The organism is Vibrio sp. D401a, assembly GCF_030248515.1.
GTDB lineage: Bacteria > Pseudomonadota > Gammaproteobacteria > Enterobacterales > Vibrionaceae > Vibrio > Vibrio rotiferianus.
This window is the reverse complement of the sequence record NZ_JAHGAI010000006.1, coordinates 105,357-122,793: the sequence shown is the minus strand read 5'-3', so window position 1 is coordinate 122,793 and position 17,437 is coordinate 105,357. Positions and strand designations below refer to the sequence as shown.

The window sequence follows — 17,437 nt, the reverse complement described above, 5'->3', positions numbered from 1 at the left end:
CTTTGCAATATAAATTTAATGATCTATATTTGTTTGCCCTATGTGATCAGGGTAATAAAAAATAATTAATACAAACAAAATTATAACTAGTGCTTCTGTCCCAAAATCTCAAAAGAGACTGATTGGAAGCCGGCTGTGAGCAGACAGCAAACAACGTTAGAAAATTAGGAAAGCCCCATGAAATCTACGATGATCATCGTGAGTCATGTCGTCAATGATGCAGTTACTAACGGCTTCGTACCTGCAGCAAAAGCGATGGGTCTCCACGTCGTATTGATCACTGACCATAAGCTCAACCACCTAAAACTGGCCAGTGACGATGACCTTTTCAATCCAGACAGCATTCTGGAATGTGATGTATTCAACCCTCTTGAGCTTATCGAGACCATAACGGAGCAAGGTCTTAAGCCCGATGCTGTTTTCAGTAACAGTGATCACCTACAAACCTCGACGGCAATCTGTGCTCAGTTTTTTGGTGTTGCGGCAAAAGACTGGACAGTCACGCTTAAAGCCAAAAACAAACATTTAACCCGTCAGATGCTCAACGAAAAATCGTTACCCAACATTCAAAATGTGTTGCTTCATCGCGATATGGTTTCCGAGTTTGATTTTACCTTCCCTGTGGTGGCAAAACCCAAAGAAGGAGTGGCAAGTTTGGATGTACAGCGCTGCGATTCACAAGCGGAGCTAGATAGTTATTGCGATACATTTTGGCAAAAACACCCAGCGGCCCCTATTTTGGTGGAGGCGTTTTTGCAAGGCCCACTCATCACAGTTGAAACCCTGGGTGACGGAGAAGAACTGATTCCAGTTGGCGGGTTCGATGTTGAACTTTCTCCTCCTCCGTACTTTATTGAAACTGCTGCCAGTTGGAATGGTGCAAACAGCCTCCATTACCGCGACGAGTGTTTACGTCAGCTGAAAGCGTTCGGTGTTGGTTTTGGTGTTTGTCACAGTGAATTTATCGTGACGGAATCGGGGCCGGTATTAGTCGAAATCAACTACCGAAGCATTGGTGACGGACGAGAGTTCTTACTCGACAATCTTAGCCGAGGCAGCTGGTTCACCACCATCCTGAATCTTCATCTTGGTAGCAAACTCGACCGTAATTTTCGCATCGATGGCAGTGCTCAGGTACGTTACCTAGTCGCCCCACACAGTGGCAATATTGAGGGCACATCTACGTCATTCATCCATCAAGACGGTGATATCGTCACTCAACAGCAGGTGCTAAAAAAAACAGGCGACTACTTCCAAAAGAGTTTTTCCAACAAAGATTACTTGGCAAGAATTTCGATTGCGTCACCTTCCGGTCAACCACTAGAAGCAACACTGCAGCGCGCCCTATCTCGCTTTAATCTCACACCTGTCAACGAGGTGACCGCATGAACGAAAACGCTTTATATCTGACTCAACGTCTGATCGATACCTGCTTACGCGAAGACTTATTTGGCTTACTATCTCGAGGCAGATTCATCACTAAACTCCCAATCAATCTGGGGGTCACTTCTTATCCACGTGAACAAATCTGGCTGACATTTGTAGGTGCAGATTTCACTCTCTACCTACCGGTTAAACCGAGCTATTACATGCAACGCTGGATATACGGAAAGCAAGATGACTCAATATGCGATGGCTGGATAATTGAAAGAAATGACCTTGTAGAACGACAGCAGCACTACCAAAATTGGATTGAATTTCTCAAGGCAAGCGCTCATGAAAGCTCACATTCCCTATTGGATGGCTACTTACAGGAGCTAGCATGCGCAGAGAAGCACAAAGGCTTGTGTGATAACGCATTCGAACAACATTCTGACTCACTGATGCAGCCTATTTCTCAGCTCGACAGTTGGGAGAAAAAACTGTTGCGCGCCGATCAGATCGCCTCTTACCTCGATCACCCATACTACCCAACCGCTCGCGCCAAATTTGGCTTGAGTGATAAAGACCTCACTCAATACGCTCCTGAGTTTGCGCAAAGCTTTACCTTACGTTGGCTAGCTATTGAGAAATCACTGGTAACCCTTACCAGCTCACAGCCCAAATGCTGGCCAACGATGGAGCAAGTCGGGTTACCGGCAGACTTCGCGCAGAGCCATGTGTTATTCCCTGCTCATCCGTTAACGCTGCAAAGCTTGACCTCCTTACCTGAAGGCGTGTTGGCAGCACCCACTGCCTACTTAGATGTCACACCAACCTTATCTGTACGTACGGTGGTCGTAAACCAAGCGCCGCATATTCACATTAAAGTTCCATTAATCATGCGCTCATTAGGCACTAAGAATATACGCCTAATCAAACCTTCCACTCTCTATGACGGCCACTGGTTTGAACGCCTGCTTACTCATTTAGAACAAACCGATCAAACATTGAACGGCACGCTTTTCCACTGCAATGAAAAGCACGGCGGTCATGTTGGTGAGGACAAAACCTTCGCTTACATCGTACGTGAGTATCCAATCACCCTTAGCCAAGATAAAGCGCTGGTTCCAGTTGCTGCACTGGCGAGTCCTATGCCAGATGGCCGATTGTTCCTAGAACACCTTGCTGAGCAGTACTACCAGCAGGACACTCTGGCTTGGTTTAAAGACTACGTTGATCTGTTGTGCAAAGTGCACCTCACCTTATGGCTTCGCTACGGAATTGCGTTGGAATCTAATCAGCAAAACGCCATCATCGCGTTTAATGAACAGGGAAAAATGATGTTGGCGATGAAGGACAACGATGCCGCACGAATTTGGCCTGAGCGATTTAACACCTTTGAGCAGTACTCTCCGGTTAAATGTGATCAATTACTGGACCAACGCATTACAGTAGATGACGAACTGGCGCTTGGGCAGATGTTTACCACCATCACTTTACAATTGGATATTGCGGCAATAGTGGAAGCAATGGCTACAAATGGGATCACCTCTTCAGCTTCTCTGTATGCCATTGTCGCACACAGCCTGTCTCAGCAGCTTTGCTCTCTGCGTAAATCAGGCCACGATACCAAACTGGCACACGAACTGCTGTTCGATTCGCCAGATTTGTATGCCAAATATTTATTGAGTTCAGGCAGTCTGCTATCAAAAGAGGCGTCTGGCGCAAGCGATATTAATAAGTTCTATGGCTTGTCCGCACCCAACTTCTTGCTGCTTACCAGCGAGGAAGCACAAAAGGCTTATCTTGCTGCTATCAAACAGAGCGCGAGCTAACCCATTATGACCAAACTCATCTACAGCGTCTTGCTTTGCCATTTCATCTCCGCGTTTGCTGCTCTCGGTATGCCTTTGTTCTTACCCGTAGTTTTACCAACACTCGGCACGCAGATTGATACCGATTGGGCTGGGGTATTGTTTATTTTACCCACCTTTTGTACTGCGGTGGCAGCAAGGTTTTGGGGACAGTTTGCAGATAAATATGGCCGACGCCGTTCACTGCTGCGTGCTCAACTTGGTCTTGCAGCAGGCTTCGCTATATGTGGCCTGGCGAACAACCTGACAATGTTTGTGTTTGGTCTTATCGTTCAAGGAACCTTTGGCGGCACGATGGCCGCCTCTAATAGCTATTTATCTAGCCAGATTGAAGATGCTAAAACACTTGGCAAGTCGCTTAATAAAACTCAACTATCGGCTCGCTTAGCCCTGATCATCGCCCCAATTGGCTTGGGCTGGGGTCTATCGGAAACCAATCCGCTCAATGCTTATCTCTGGTTGTCCATTATGCCCTTGCTAGCGCTAGCCATCACGCTAACACTGCCTGCTGATCAAACGATAAAACCATCGGCTGTTCGTAACCAAGCTTTTGAAGAAACTCAGCGCAATAAAAACCAATCGCTGCGTACTCTGTATTGGGTGTTCGGCGCTCAGTTCAGCTTCGCTTTTTCCATGGTTGTGACCTTCCCGTACTTCTCGCCATATGTGCAGCAATACAGCACCACAAACCAAGCATGGATTGGATTTTTGTACGCGCTGCCACACGGCGTTTATCTCTTGTTGGCTGGGAAAGCTCATCTTTGGTCGGAGTACATCAATGGCCACCAGCCGCAGCGCACCTTGTGGTTGGGCTTTGGCTTGCTTTCACTCAGCACCGCCATGCACTTGGTTCACTATGAAGCTGTACTCATCGGCGCTCGCCTCACCTTTGGCCTTGGCATGGTTTGCTGCTATCAAGGCTTACACCAAGCATTGGCCAAACAACTCGACCGGCAACTGTGCGGCAAAGTATTTTCACGCTTTGATGCGATGTCGAAATGGGGTGGTGTCGCCGCAGGGTTATGTGCATCTTTCATCTCTAGCTTGGGCTGGCTTGAGGTTCCTTTCCTACTTTCTGCGTTAGTCAGCATCGCAACACTCATTGCGCTGATTATCCATTCAAAATTTGGACATCAACATGTTACACACTCCATCCTCTCCGACTGACCACTTGGCTGAAAACCGAGTCAAGTTCAACCATGAGAAAGCCCAACTCAACACCGTTATGGGCATTTTAAACTGTTACTTGCGTGAATACGCGATACCAAATCAACAAGTTGAATGGCAATGTCACTCGACCACACTGCCGCAAACACTTAAAAGAAACTATACCTCGCAACAACTTGTGACCATTCACCTCTCCGAGCAAGACAGTTTGCTTGTCCTGCCCGTTGAGTACGCAAGCAGGTTGGGTAAAGTGAAGCTTGCCGATATGCCTTGGGCGAAAATGCCCGGCGCAAGTTGGTGCAAACTTAATACCAGTCAACAAACACTAACGCTGCTGCTCAATTACCTTAAACAAGTGCTGGCGATCCCTTTCAACCATGAGTTAGTTGAACAGATGGAAAACAGCTTATTGATCACTGAGCAGTTTCTAAATTCGAACAACCAACCTCAGCAACACAATGCCTTTATCGCATCTGAGCAGTCTTTAATTTGGGGACACACTTTCCACCCCACCCCGAAAAGCCGTTCAGGTGTGAGCATGGATGATTTGCTCGCATGTTCACCTGAAGTGGGAGCAAGAGTACCTTTGTATTGGTTTGAAGTAGACAGCGATTTACTGGATGTTTTGAGTTCAGATAACCGCGCAGCGCCACAAGCAATGCTGGAACAGTTAGCTCCAGAAAAACTGAGTACAAAAGCCACCATGCTTTACCCTTGTCACCCTTGGGAAAGCTACACCATCTTGCAAAACCCATTGGTCAAGCTGGCGATTGAACAAGGCAAAATTACCCCTCTTGGTTTAGGCGGCGAACATATGTTGCCAACATCCTCAGTGCGCACGCTTTACCATCCGGATATGGATTGGTTTGCGAAGTTCTCCATCAACGTTCGTTTAACCAACTGTGTTCGTAAGAATGCTTGGTATGAACTGGATAGCGCCGTACAACTAACCTCGATTCTGCACCCAATCAAAGAAAGCGAACAATTGCATAATCCCGTATTCAAGGTAATGACCGAACCTTATGCAACCACGCTCAATCTAGCGAGTCTCGCAAAACAGCAAGAACAAGAGGTGACCAAAGCTCGCGAATCGTTTGGCATTTTATATCGAGAAAACTTCACTCTGAGTGAAACTGATATCTTGCAACCAACCTTAGCTGGAGCACTATTTGCCTACGATAAAAACGGCAATAGCTGTATTGCCAAGCAATTAAAAAGCAAAGCAAAAGTATCTCGAAGCCAATACACCGACATCGCTACCTTATGGTTCGAACGCTACCTTCATTGCCTCATCCCTGGCGTGTTTAACTATTACTTCAAACATGGTGTGGCATTTGAACCCCACTTGCAAAACACCCTGATTGGCTTTGAAAAGGATATGCCGTGCTGCGTCTGGATTCGAGACTTAGAGGGCACTAAATTACTGCCAGAGTTTTGGCCACAAGAAACATTGAGCCATCTATCAGAACGAACGCGCCAATCGGTTTACTACAGCCGAGAACAAGGTTGGAACCGCATCGGATACTGCACCTTTATCAACAACATCAGTGAAGCAATTTTCTTCATTGCAGAGGGAAACCAAGGACTGGAACAAACGCTGTGGAATTCGGTCGCTAGTGCCATAACACGTTGGCAATCGGTCAATGGTAAACAACCAGAACTCAGCTCTCTGCTCGATGGCGGACACTTCCCAAGTAAGAACAACTTCACCACGCGCTTAATGCAAAAAGCAGATAAAGAATCCAGCTACACACGAGTGAAAGCGCCATGGATAACTCAACGTCAAGGAGCAGATCATGCTTAACTCTACTGCGCTTCCTGAACAGATTAAGTCCGAAGTCCTACTCTTAGCTAAACAGCAAACCGAACCCTTGTGTGCATACCTTTATGACCTCAATGCGCTAGAGCAGCACATCAAACAAATGCGTCATGTGCTACCACAAAACGTTGAGCTGTTTTATGCCGCAAAAGCCAACCCCTCAGCTCCCGTTTTAAAGACACTGGCACCATACGTAGATGGTTTTGAAGCGGCCTCAGGCGGAGAACTCTCCCACCTCCACCAGCAGCAACTCAACAAACCTCTAATCTTCGGCGGACCGGGAAAAATGCCGAGTGAGTTAGCACAGGCGATTGAGCTCGATATAGAGGCGATTCACGTTGAAAGCCTAACCGAGTTACAACGCATTGGCTCGCTGACGGAAACACTCAAGCGCCCAGTATCAATTTTCCTCCGGATGAACATTGATATTGGTGACATCACCTTAAGCAAACTGGCAATGGGCGGAAAGCCTACCCCATTTGGATTGGATGAAACAGAACTGAACAATGCCCTGACTTTGTTGCGTGACTACCCCCAAGTAAAGTTAAAAGGCTTCCACTTCCACCTTATGTCGCATCAGCTTGATGTCGATCGTCACCTTGCATTGATGCAACGCTATTTCCAAGTGGTCAAAGCCTGGCAAGCGAAGTTTGAGCTAGGAGAATTGATGATCAATCTTGGTGGTGGCATGGGAATCAACTACCGAAATCCTGAGCAGCATTTTCCGTGGATGGAGTTTTGCGACAAGTTAGAGTTCCTTATCGCCAAAGAGCAAATTCAGGGCTGGAAACTGCGCTTTGAATGTGGGCGTTACATCTCTGCACCTTGTGGCTATTACGTAATGGAAGTGTTGGATATTAAACAGAACCTTGGGGAGAGATTCATCATCGCCCGTGGAGGCACACATCACTTCCGCACACCAGCTGCACAAAGTCATGATCATCCGTTTACCATTGTGAAAAACAAATTGCCACCAACTATCTCGCAGCCAATACACCATGAACAAGCGACTCTCGTTGGCCAACTATGCACACCAAAAGACGTACTGGCACGCAATCAACATATTGAACAGATCGACATTGGCGATTATGTGGTTTTCACCCTAGCTGGCGCTTATGCATGGAACATCTCCCATCAGAACTTTTTGATGCATGAACCACCGGTGTTCCACTATTTCTGATTAGAAACGGCAAAGCAGCCCCCACACGATTGGGGGCTTTTTGTTATCAACTTCTGACAATCTAGTAATAATAAATTGATTCAGATTAATAAAGCGTTAACTAGCGCTAGATCACACTTTTGAACCCCGTAGAATACGTGCTGAATTTCTAGCTGAATAAGAGTGAAAGAGTGACACGCGATCAATTTGAGTTATTAGCGCCAGGTGGCGACCTGGATTCCATCAAAGCGGCTATTGCTGCAGGTGCCGATGCCATTTACTGCGGACTAGACCGCTTTAATGCGCGCAACCGAGCAACCAACCTCACCTTAGATAACTTGAATGGCGTGTTGCAGCTTGCGCATCAGCACAAATGTAAGATCTTCCTGACTCTCAACGTGTTAATTCTGGAAAGTGAAATCCCTGCTATCGTGCGTTTGCTCAGCCAGTTAAACACCACAGCGATTGATGGCGTGATAGTGCAAGATCTTGGTTTGGCATACATTCTCAAGAACCATTTCCCAGATTTAGACGTACACGCTTCAACCCAACTCAACACGCACAACGAAGGACAAATCCTGTTCCTGAATCAGTTAACGGCAAGCCGTGTGAACATCTCTCGTGAACTGAACATCAATGAGATCAAGCATCTGGCTCAGTTTGGTCGTGAGCATGATGTGATGATGGAAGTGTTTGTGCACGGCTCTTACTGCATCGGTTTCTCTGGCATTTGTTACATCAGTTCTGCGCGTAACGGCGCTTCGGGCAACCGTGGGCGTTGCAGCCAGCCTTGCCGTGAGCAATACGAAACCACCAAAACAGGCAACAGCTACCCACTCAACATGAAGGACAACTCGGCATTTGGCGATTTAGAAGCACTCGCTGATGCAGGCGTGTATTCGTTGAAAGTGGAAGGCCGCATTAAGAAATCCCACTACGTGTACACCGTGGTCGATAACTGGCGTAAACAGATTGATCGTCTGTGTGATGGCGTCGAGCTGTCGAACGACACCACAGAATTGTACACCGTCTTTAACCGCGATTTCTCCAACGCGTTTTTGCAAGGTGATTTCGGTAAAGCGATGTACATCGACAACCCTCGCGATCACGCCGTAAAACACTTCTCAAAGATCTACAAATGCGAATCCGCCGATGATGTGCAAGGCGTGAAGAAGAAACTCTACGACGACAAAACCGCAATTATTGAGAAGGTAGCAGAGAAGACTCAAGATTTTGATGTAACTGCAACGCAAGCCTCTAGCAGCAGCCTAAAAGGCGCGATTGATGTACCGACTTTGCCGACACTGCCTCAACCACAATTGCGCGAAGGCGCACCTAAGCTATCTGTATTGATTTCATCAGCAGAAGATAGCGCACTGTGCGAAGACAGCAATGTCGATGTGTATTTCCAGCTACCAATGGGATTGGCGGGTGAACAGAATGCGATGATTGAGCTGTTCCAAGCAAACCCAAGATTGAAACCTTGGTTCCCTGCGATTTTGATTGGTGACGATTACCAAGCCGCACGTGCATTCTTAGAAGTAGTGAAGCCAGAATTGTCGATCACCAATAACTCTGGCGTGGGCATTTTGGCTCAAGAGCTAGGATTAGGTTGGGTTGCGGGCCCGCAGATGAACACAGTGAACTCCTACTCGTTCAAATGTTTACAAGAAGAGTTCGCCGCAAGCGGTGCGTTTATCTCCAATGAGCTGAACATGAAGCAGATGCGCCACATTAAGCGACCACACAACATGCGCAGCTACTACAGCATTTACCACCCGAACACACTGCTGACCAGTCGCCAGTGTTTGTTCCAACAAACCGAAGGTTGCCGCAAAATTAAGGTTAACAAAGGCTGTTTGAAACGTTGTGACAAACGCACATCCATCATCAACCTAAAAGACAACCCGTACGTGGTGCAAAAGCAAAAAGGCAGTCACAACTCTATCTACAGCGAACATAACGTGTTGAACCTACAATTGCTGCAAGATTTGCCGCAGCTGTTAACTGACGTGTTAATCGACTTGCGCGATATCCAGACAGAAACCAAAGTCACGATGACCAAGCCTGAGTTGATTGATGCCTTTACAGCCCTGCTTAATGAACACAATCAGCAGAATACTAAAGCACTTAATGCTGCGGTTCACCCGACGGCTAACGCTCAATACTTAAAAGGCTTGTAAACGAATCTCATCAGGTTCAACTGCAAAATGTATGGAAGACTTATGCACCCTATGAAGCAAGAAACACTGAGCTACTTTGATGATTTGAACTACAGCGTAGTGACACAATCAGAAGCAGTTTACGAGCTCAAACAAAACCGTACGGGTTTAACCGTTGAGCTTAACTTTTCAGTGCTTGGTAAAGGCGAATTACCCACAGAAAGCGAGCAAAAAACCGATAAGAAGCTGTATTTCATCGATCTTGACGACATTGAAAACATCGGCTTTGAAGCACTCGAACCGTTCGTTGTTGGACTTGGTGAACATTGCTCCATGGTGGTGTATGAGGAAGAGTTCTTTGAGCAAAGCATGAAAGAGATATGGATGTTCCTCTCGAACGACCCGCGCGATCGTGACGTGTTCAACGACAGTAAATTTTATCGGGCTTAAGACCGCATCTTGGGTTGGTAAATGTTAATCGCCTCAAACTACGACTTAGACATCTTGAACACTCGCCTTGCACTGACTACAATGGCGCACTTTTTTTACGGACTTCAAGGTCACACAAAATGACAGATACAGCTAAACCAGCTCTACCAGATCACCTATCTGGCAACCCACGCAGCCCATTCTTTGTAAAAGAGTGCTTCGATCACCAAATCGGTATTCGCTTCAAGGGCCAAGAGCGCACTGACGTTGAAGAGTACTGTGTTAGCGAAGGTTGGGTAAAAATTGCTTCTCCTAAAGCAAAAGACCGCTTCGGTAACCCAATGCTTATCAAGCTTAAAGGCGAAGTTGAAGCGTACTACGTTTAAGCTAGCCAATGATTACAAAGCCTGAGAAATACTCTCAGGCTTTTTTATTTGTTCCCAATAAAACTGCTTTAAGAGAGTGTACTCTCCACATTGAACGGCCCTTCAATACTATCCACCACAAACGTTTTCACTTCCATCTCGTCATCCCAAAACGACTCTGACCAACCAGCTTTGTGTTTTAAATGACGAAGAAAATCAATCGGGTTTGGCAACTGCTCCCATACTTGAGGTAGAAACAGAGCTCGACGCTGCCGACACGATAAAATAAGCCCAACTTTATGTGTCGCTAAATAGCCAAGCAATGCTTGCTCTGATGCAACAACCAATACCTCAGGTAATGACAACACCGACACCTCCACAGAAAGTGACGATAATTGTTTTTTACTTAGAGGGGTAAATCTTGGGTCTTGAAACGCACTCGCTAATGCTTTGTCATGCACATCGAGCGCAAGAGGCTGATGAGCGACAATAGTGCCAATGCAACCTTGCAGCTCTCCATGTACTTTTAAGGTCACAAAACTCGCCCCAGCTTCCCTTAATCTTGGTAGGCACTCACCAAGGCTTGGTGGCGTGGCTGGTTGACCAGCGAATCGGCAACGAATAGCATCACAAGCAATGTTGAACAACTGCGTGAGTTCTGGTTCATTCAGGATCTGAGACGATATAACTGGCATAACCCACCACGCGTTGTTGGTCCCCGTATTCGGTATCACCGGAGTTGATTAACATTGCCCTAGAGAGTTGATAACCTCTCCCTTTAGCCAACAGCAATAGCGCGTTAATCGCCGTTGAACCACAAGCCTGCTCTGGTTTCAGTGTCGCTTGGTAAGCTTCAATTTGCTCACACGTCTGCTGATCGAGCCTCTGGGCTTGCCGGTAAGAGTTGTAATGGCTTAAATCACTGCTCACAACCAGCAAACTTTCTTCATCGAGCCAAACTGGATCAAGTAACTCCGCCATACGAGCTGGCGAAATTCGACTGGTTAATATAGGCAAGATACGAAATGCCCCGAGGTAGGTTTGCAACAACGGTAACTGTACTTCAAGACAGTGCTCTGGGGCATGCGCGTCATCAGACACCACCACATCCTGCTGCTGAGCCAATATTGCACGCCATTCACGGTCGACCTCGATATTACCTAAAGGGGTCGAAAACCAATCTACACTCGGCAACGCACAGCCCAAAAAAGAGAAGTGATGGCTTGGGCCAAGCAAAATCACCCGATGAATTCTATTGGCTTGCGACTTTAAAAACTGGCACACACCTGCTGCTACTTCACCAGAGTAGATATAACCAGCATGAGGCACCACCATAGCTCTAATCACTGGTAGGAAACGACACGCACTCGGCCTCTCCCAACTTTCGATCATTGAGCTTAATTGTTGCGGCGAATGTGGATAAAAGCGACCCGCCACCGCTGGAGGACGAACATGCATACCGAGCCCCTTATCGTGCTCACAAAAGTCGGTGAAGTGCCATACTTAACATTAAGTATAGAAGCAGATTTCGTTGGGAGTTCACCATGCCATCCGTTCCTGCATCCCCTCCTGAATTTTTTCCAACCTTATATTGGCATCGATTGGATGACGGTCGCGTCATTTGTGATTTGTGCCCAAGGCAATGTCGCTTAAGAGAGGGGAAACGAGGGGCATGCTTTGTGCGCCAAGCTCACAACGGTGAAATATCCCTGACCAGCTATGGGCGTTCGAGCGGGTTTTGCATTGACCCTATAGAAAAGAAACCACTTAACCACTTTTTTCCGGGTAGCTCCGTGCTCTCATTTGGTACCGCTGGGTGCAACCTAGGTTGTAAGTTTTGCCAAAATTGGCATATCAGTAAGTCGCGACAAATCGATACACTTGGTGCGCCTGCCATGCCCGAGCAGATAGCTCAAGCAGCCAAGCAACATGGCTGTAAAAGCATCGCATTTACCTACAACGACCCTGTCATTTTTATGGAATACGCTGTAGACACTGCTCAAGCTTGCCATGAACTCGACATATCAAGTGTCGCAGTCACCGCAGGCTATATTTGCGATAGGCCTAGAGTTGAGTTTTTCCGCCATATGGATGCCACCAATGTAGACTTAAAAGCATTTACAGAGCGCTTTTACCATAAGCTCTGTAGCGGCCACCTTGCTCCAGTATTGGACACGCTGCTCTACTTACACCACGAAACGGATGTATGGTTTGAGATCACCACATTGCTAATCCCCGGTGAGAATGACAGCACTGCTGAGCTAGAAGCGATGACTCGGTGGATTTATGACAACTTAGGCAGCGACATTCCAATTCATTTCAGTGCCTTTCATCCAGATTTTAAAATGCTGACTACAGAGAAAACGCCGCTCAGCACAATCCAAAAAGCCCGACAAATCGCACTCAACAACGGCCTTAACTACGTATATGTGGGTAACGTAAGTGACGAAGATGGCGACAGCACGTATTGCCCCAAATGCCATCAGAAAGTCTTAGCTCGGAACTGGTATCAACTCGGAGAGTGCCATCTAACAAATGATGGTCAGTGTGAATACTGCGGTTTTCAGCTTGCGGGCCGATTTGGAGCACTCAGCCACCCATTTGGCAGAAAACGGATTCCCGTCGTGATCCGCTAGTCATAAGTCATACTTTGCGTGGTAAATGAGCTTTATCAACGCTAAGTTAAACCGCAAAGAATGAAAACTCGTAAGCATTAAAAAATGGCATAAGGATATGGCATGAATGGGCCGCTAATAAAACTCCGTCACGCTTCAAAAGACTTCATCGATGGCAAACAAACACATTGCGTTCTCCAAAGTGTCGACTTCACGCTAGCCACAGGCGAAAGCGTAGCTTTGACGGGGGCGAGTGGCAGTGGCAAAAGCACCTTACTCAATGTTATTGCTGGCTTTGAGCCACTTTCAGGTGGCGAATTATGGTTAGATGACGATAACACTGCAGCTTGGAAAGATCCGCAATGGAGCCGCTTTCGTCATCAAAAACTCGGCGTCATCTTTCAACAATTTAATTTGTTAACGCCCCTAAACGTAAAGCAAAATATCGCCTTTCCTCTGCACTTGAACCAACAGAAATGGAACAACTGGTGCGATTATTTGGTCGAGACACTAGGCATCAGCCAACTGCTCGATAGACACGTTTCTGCCCTTTCCGGCGGCCAACAACAACGGGTCGCCATCGCCAGAGCATTAGCTCACAAACCTAAACTTCTACTTGCTGATGAACCCACAGGTAACCTTGACCAAAAAGCCGGTTTAGAAGTGATGAAACTGTTAAGTGAAATCACCACCCAAGGCAACACTGCAGTGCTCTTAGTGACTCACAGCCCCGAATGTGCTGAGTTTATGCAGACTCGCTTACGTCTAAAAAACGGTGCTTTGCAAAACGGTACCTCCACTGTTCCAGAGCAGAATACACGCGAGCGTCGCCATGAAGCAGGTTAAACGCTCGAACGCAGGGCTCACACACACCAAACTCGCACTGAACCTGTTTGCGGCGCATTACCGACAAGCTCCTCTTCAGGCCGCAGCCATTCTAATTGGCATTGTACTGGCGGTGACCCTTTTCGTTGCAGTGCAAGCCATCAACCTCAATGCTAAACGCAGCTACGCCGAATCCACCGAGCAACTCAGTGCTCAAGCGCAGAACCTTATTATTCCACCAGCTGGGCAAAACTATCTGCCCGAATCACTCTACTTCACTCTCAGACAAAACGGTCTCAGTGCAACCTTGCCTGTAATCGAAGGACGAGTGAGAGACGAACAAGGTCGTCGCTGGTCAGTGCAAGGTAGCGAGTTGATTGCCGCCATTTCGTCACGCTATCGCTATTCATCAGACAGACAACAAAACGTGTCTTTGTTCGACAGCGCATTACCGCTGCCTGAGCTTTTAGTTGGGAAGCCGATTGTAATGATGAGCCAATCGCAACATCAGAACTTAGGCGAAGTAGAAACACTGACTCTGGACGACATCCCAACTCAAGTGGTGGTATTGCCTGACGAATGGCAATTAGGCAGCCGAATGTTGATGGACATTGGCTTTGCCCAGCAGCTGCTCAATAAGCAAGGCCAGCTCAGTTACATTGCTGTGTTCCATACTCGCGATAAACTGGGTAGGGACAAGCAAGCTAAATGGCAGAACCTCATCGGCGAGCAAGGGCAATGGGTCACCAATAATCAAAGCACTGATCTTGGTTCTCTGACCGACAGCTTTCACCTCAATCTCACGGCAATGAGCTTACTCGCCTTTTTAGTTGGGCTGTTCATTGCTTACAACGGCGTGAAATACAGCTTGCTCAAACGTAATAGGTTGCTAGTACAAATCCAACAAGCAGGTATTGCACCGAGGCTCGTGTTTACGGCACTGCTCATTGAGCTAACTATATTGGTCACCATTGGCGCTTCAGTTGGTTTTGTATTGGGCATGCAGCTTAGTCATTGGCTGCATCCCACCGTTGCACTGACTTTAGAGCAGCTTTATGGTGCGACCCTCCTTCCCGGGACTTGGCAGTGGCAATGGTGGATGCAAGCTCTGCTGTTAACCTTAGCTGCAACACTACTTGCGTGTTGGCAGCACTTTAAGCAACGAGTACGCCAGCCGCTTTCATCTCATGGCGGATTTTATCAAGCACCTGAAGCCTCTAACGAAAACCAATTATTCGTGATAGGTGCTGCTTTGACGGCTCTCGCGCTCGCAGGATTATGGCTGAGTGAGCATCACCGCTTCACTATGGCGTGGCTCGGCGTGCTTGTGGTGTCGATTCCTTTATATCTACCCAAAACACTCAGCGTCTTAGCCAATTGGTGTGAGAAGCGCACCACTTCCGGTTTGATGCAGTATCTGTTTGCTGAACTGCGCGAGCTGATTTCTCCGCTGTCTCTCGCCATGATGGCGCTGCTACTCGCCGTTACGGCCAATATGGGGATGAATACCTTGGTTGGCAGCTTCGAGTCGACGTTAAAACAGTGGCTAGAACAGAGGCTACATGCCGACATTTACGTTAGCCCCGCACAGGGTGAAATCGCTAATGTAGAGCGTGCTTTGCAACAGTTCGACAAGGTCGAAACCGTCTACAAGCAATACTACGTCGACGATAACCTGCAAGGCTTACCCATTTTACTCGGCACCAAAGACAAAGATACTTTAGAACAAACCATGGTGTTCAAATCGCATTTGGAGAACTTCTGGCAGCGCTTTTACCAAGGTGAATTGGTCGCCATCAGTGAACCTACTGCGGTCAAACTGGGTTTATCTCTGGGAAGCAAACTCACGCTTGATGCCGTTCCAAATAAGAACCTGCTTGTGGGTGCGGTATTCCATGATTACGGCTCACCCAACGGTGAAGTCTTATTATCACCAAAGTTATGGCAAGAGAGCGGATTTACCGACTTGCCGACAAGCCTTGGCACTAAAGTCTCGGGTGACCCACAAGTCGTCTACGAGCAACTGCGCGAGCAATTGAATCTGCATCCAAGTCAGCTCTACGATCAGGCGCAAATCAAATCCATCGCGTTAGATATTTTCTCGCAGACCTTCGCCATTACGCGCGCACTCAACGGCGTGACTTTGATGGTGGCGGTGATTGGTTTGTTCAGTGCTTGTTTCATGTTACTCGACGCGCGCAAAGCCGCCATTGCAAGGCTGTATGCCCTTGGCGTCAGCCGTCGTAAATTAATGACCATGGTGGTTGGACAGATCGTCGCTTTGGTCAGCTTTACTTTGGTTATCGCTCTACCTTTAGGAGCCATGGTGGGATATGTGCTGACAGACATCGTCACCTTACGCGCTTTTGGTTGGAGCTTAAATTATCTGTGGAATTGGAGTGATGCCCTCAGTATTGCGGCGATCACCATCTTGGTGGCGGTGATTGCAACCTTGATTCCGCTGTGGCGATTGGTCAGTAAGCCTGTCGTGTCCAGTTTGCAAAGCGAGGTGTTGTAATGAGTCAATCAGCAAGCAAACTTACTCTACTCATAAGCAGTTTATTCCTGTTCGGTTGTGAAGATGCCCAACAAAAAAATATGGGCACGCAAAATATGGGCACGTTGCTGGGCAATGTAGACACGCAAACCGAAAGTAATCCATTCACGCCTGTTCTGAAGGGCGTTGAACTCACCTTTCCTACCGACCATCAAGCGCACCCGAATTTTCGTCATGAATGGTGGTACTTAACCGCTAACTTAATTGATGAAGAAGGTAATCCTCTCGGAATACAGTGGACTCAATTTCGCTTCGCTGCTGCGCCGCCAACAGGCGAAAATGAAGTGAAGAAAACCGAGTGGCAAACTCAGCAAATCTACATGGCGCATAGCGCGGTTACAACGCAAGACAAACATTATGCTGATGAAAAGTGGTCTCGTGACCAAGCAGCACTGGCGGGCGTCGACGCATCACCATTTCGAGTCTATCTCGATGATTGGCAGTGGACCTCTTCAACCGACGATCTCTTCCCCGCCACGCTAAATGCCAATTCAGAGCAGTTTGGTTACTCACTCAAACTGACCAGCTCCGCACCTTATCAAAAACAAGGTGAACAAGGTTACAGCACCAAAAGTGCCGATGGTCAGGTGGCTTCGTATTACTACAGCCAACCGTTTATTGATGTCACCGGTCAAGTCACGATCGACGGCAAAACCCATCAAGTATCAGGCAAAGGTTGGATAGACCGAGAGTGGAGCTCGCAGTTCTTACTCGACTCACAACAAGGCTGGGATTGGTTCGCACTGAGGTTAAGCGAAGAAACCAGCTTGGTGGTATTCCAACTGCGTGACACCAAAACGGGAAAAGCGAGTTTTTCCAGCGCAAAACTGATGCAGCAAGATGGTTATAGCATAGCCATCCCACAAAAAGACATTCAGTTAGAGGCGGCCAAGCAAACCGAAATCCAAGGCCACAATTATCCAACTGAGTGGCAAGTATCGATTCCTAACCAGCAAATTGAACTTACCGTTTCTGCACTCAACCCGAACGCAAAAATGCCGCTTTCTGTGCCTTATTGGGAAGGTCCAGTGCGTATTGATGGATCTCATTCTGGAACGGGATATATGGAGCTGACGGGGTATTGAGAATTGTGACATCTCACC

At 47.4% G+C, this 17,437-nt stretch carries 14 protein-coding genes; 12 read left to right on the top strand and 2 right to left on the bottom strand.

All coding sequences use genetic code 11. The annotated features are described in order from the left end of the window. The first annotated feature begins 177 nt into the window (after nucleotides 1-177). From KIV41_RS03655 to KIV41_RS03620, 8 genes are all read left to right on the top strand, one after another. On the top strand, nucleotides 178-1,389 hold the full coding sequence (locus tag KIV41_RS03655) for an acetyl-CoA carboxylase biotin carboxylase subunit family protein (RefSeq protein ID WP_285335703.1): 1,212 nt from the start codon (nucleotides 178-180) through the stop codon (nucleotides 1,387-1,389). Next, nucleotides 1,386-3,197 (top strand): IucA/IucC family protein, encoded by a 1,812-nt coding sequence (locus tag KIV41_RS03650; protein ID WP_285335702.1) that lies wholly within the window; start codon nucleotides 1,386-1,388, stop codon nucleotides 3,195-3,197. Before KIV41_RS03655 ends, KIV41_RS03650 begins: the two co-directional genes overlap by 4 nt. A gap of 6 nt (nucleotides 3,198-3,203) precedes the next feature. Beyond that, entirely contained in the window at nucleotides 3,204-4,403 is a 1,200-nt protein-coding gene (locus KIV41_RS03645) for an MFS transporter (RefSeq protein WP_285335701.1), read from the top strand. Further along, nucleotides 4,375-6,207: an IucA/IucC family siderophore biosynthesis protein gene (locus tag KIV41_RS03640; protein ID WP_285335700.1), complete on the top strand. Its 1,833-nt coding sequence runs from the start codon at nucleotides 4,375-4,377 to the stop codon at nucleotides 6,205-6,207. Before KIV41_RS03645 ends, KIV41_RS03640 begins: the two co-directional genes overlap by 29 nt. After that, nucleotides 6,200-7,402 carry a type III PLP-dependent enzyme gene (locus KIV41_RS03635; protein ID WP_045390569.1) on the top strand — a complete coding sequence of 401 codons (1,203 nt, stop codon included), beginning with the start codon at nucleotides 6,200-6,202 and terminating at the stop codon, nucleotides 7,400-7,402. The genes KIV41_RS03640 and KIV41_RS03635 overlap by 8 nt, the downstream gene beginning before the upstream one ends. Before the next feature lie 170 nt (nucleotides 7,403-7,572). Further along, nucleotides 7,573-9,564, top strand: a complete 1,992-nt coding sequence (locus KIV41_RS03630; RefSeq protein ID WP_285335699.1) for a peptidase U32 family protein — start codon at nucleotides 7,573-7,575, stop codon at nucleotides 9,562-9,564. Nucleotides 9,565-9,606: 42 nt separating this feature from the next. Next, complete coding sequence (locus tag KIV41_RS03625) at nucleotides 9,607-9,993, top strand: hypothetical protein (RefSeq protein ID WP_045390563.1); 387 nt, start codon at nucleotides 9,607-9,609, stop codon at nucleotides 9,991-9,993. Between the two features lie 119 nt (nucleotides 9,994-10,112). Next, nucleotides 10,113-10,358 carry a DUF3297 family protein gene (locus KIV41_RS03620; protein WP_010453814.1) on the top strand — a complete coding sequence of 82 codons (246 nt, stop codon included), beginning with the start codon at nucleotides 10,113-10,115 and terminating at the stop codon, nucleotides 10,356-10,358. Nucleotides 10,359-10,426: 68 nt separating this feature from the next. Here KIV41_RS03620 and amrA read toward each other — a convergent pair whose 3' ends face one another. Together amrA and amrB are read right to left on the bottom strand one after the other, a co-directional pair. Continuing rightward, entirely contained in the window at nucleotides 10,427-11,032 is a 606-nt protein-coding gene (amrA, locus tag KIV41_RS03615; RefSeq protein WP_045390559.1) for an AmmeMemoRadiSam system protein A, read from the bottom strand. Beyond that, nucleotides 11,001-11,795: an AmmeMemoRadiSam system protein B gene (gene amrB / locus KIV41_RS03610; RefSeq protein WP_285335698.1), complete on the bottom strand. Its 795-nt coding sequence runs from the start codon at nucleotides 11,793-11,795 to the stop codon at nucleotides 11,001-11,003. Before amrB ends, amrA begins: the two co-directional genes overlap by 32 nt. 86 nt (nucleotides 11,796-11,881) lie before the next feature. Between amrB and amrS the strand changes: the two genes are divergently transcribed. From amrS to KIV41_RS03590, 4 genes are all read left to right on the top strand, one after another. Further along, nucleotides 11,882-12,973: an AmmeMemoRadiSam system radical SAM enzyme gene (amrS, locus tag KIV41_RS03605; protein ID WP_285335697.1), complete on the top strand. Its 1,092-nt coding sequence runs from the start codon at nucleotides 11,882-11,884 to the stop codon at nucleotides 12,971-12,973. A gap of 102 nt (nucleotides 12,974-13,075) precedes the next feature. Then, nucleotides 13,076-13,798 (top strand): ABC transporter ATP-binding protein, encoded by a 723-nt coding sequence (locus KIV41_RS03600; RefSeq protein ID WP_285335696.1) that lies wholly within the window; start codon nucleotides 13,076-13,078, stop codon nucleotides 13,796-13,798. Then, nucleotides 13,785-16,295, top strand: coding sequence for an ABC transporter permease (locus KIV41_RS03595; protein ID WP_285335694.1), 2,511 nt, complete (start codon nucleotides 13,785-13,787; stop codon nucleotides 16,293-16,295). Before KIV41_RS03600 ends, KIV41_RS03595 begins: the two co-directional genes overlap by 14 nt. Then, nucleotides 16,295-17,419 carry a lipocalin-like domain-containing protein gene (locus KIV41_RS03590; RefSeq protein WP_285335693.1) on the top strand — a complete coding sequence of 375 codons (1,125 nt, stop codon included), beginning with the start codon at nucleotides 16,295-16,297 and terminating at the stop codon, nucleotides 17,417-17,419. Before KIV41_RS03595 ends, KIV41_RS03590 begins: the two co-directional genes overlap by 1 nt. Nucleotides 17,420-17,437: the final 18 nt, after the last annotated feature.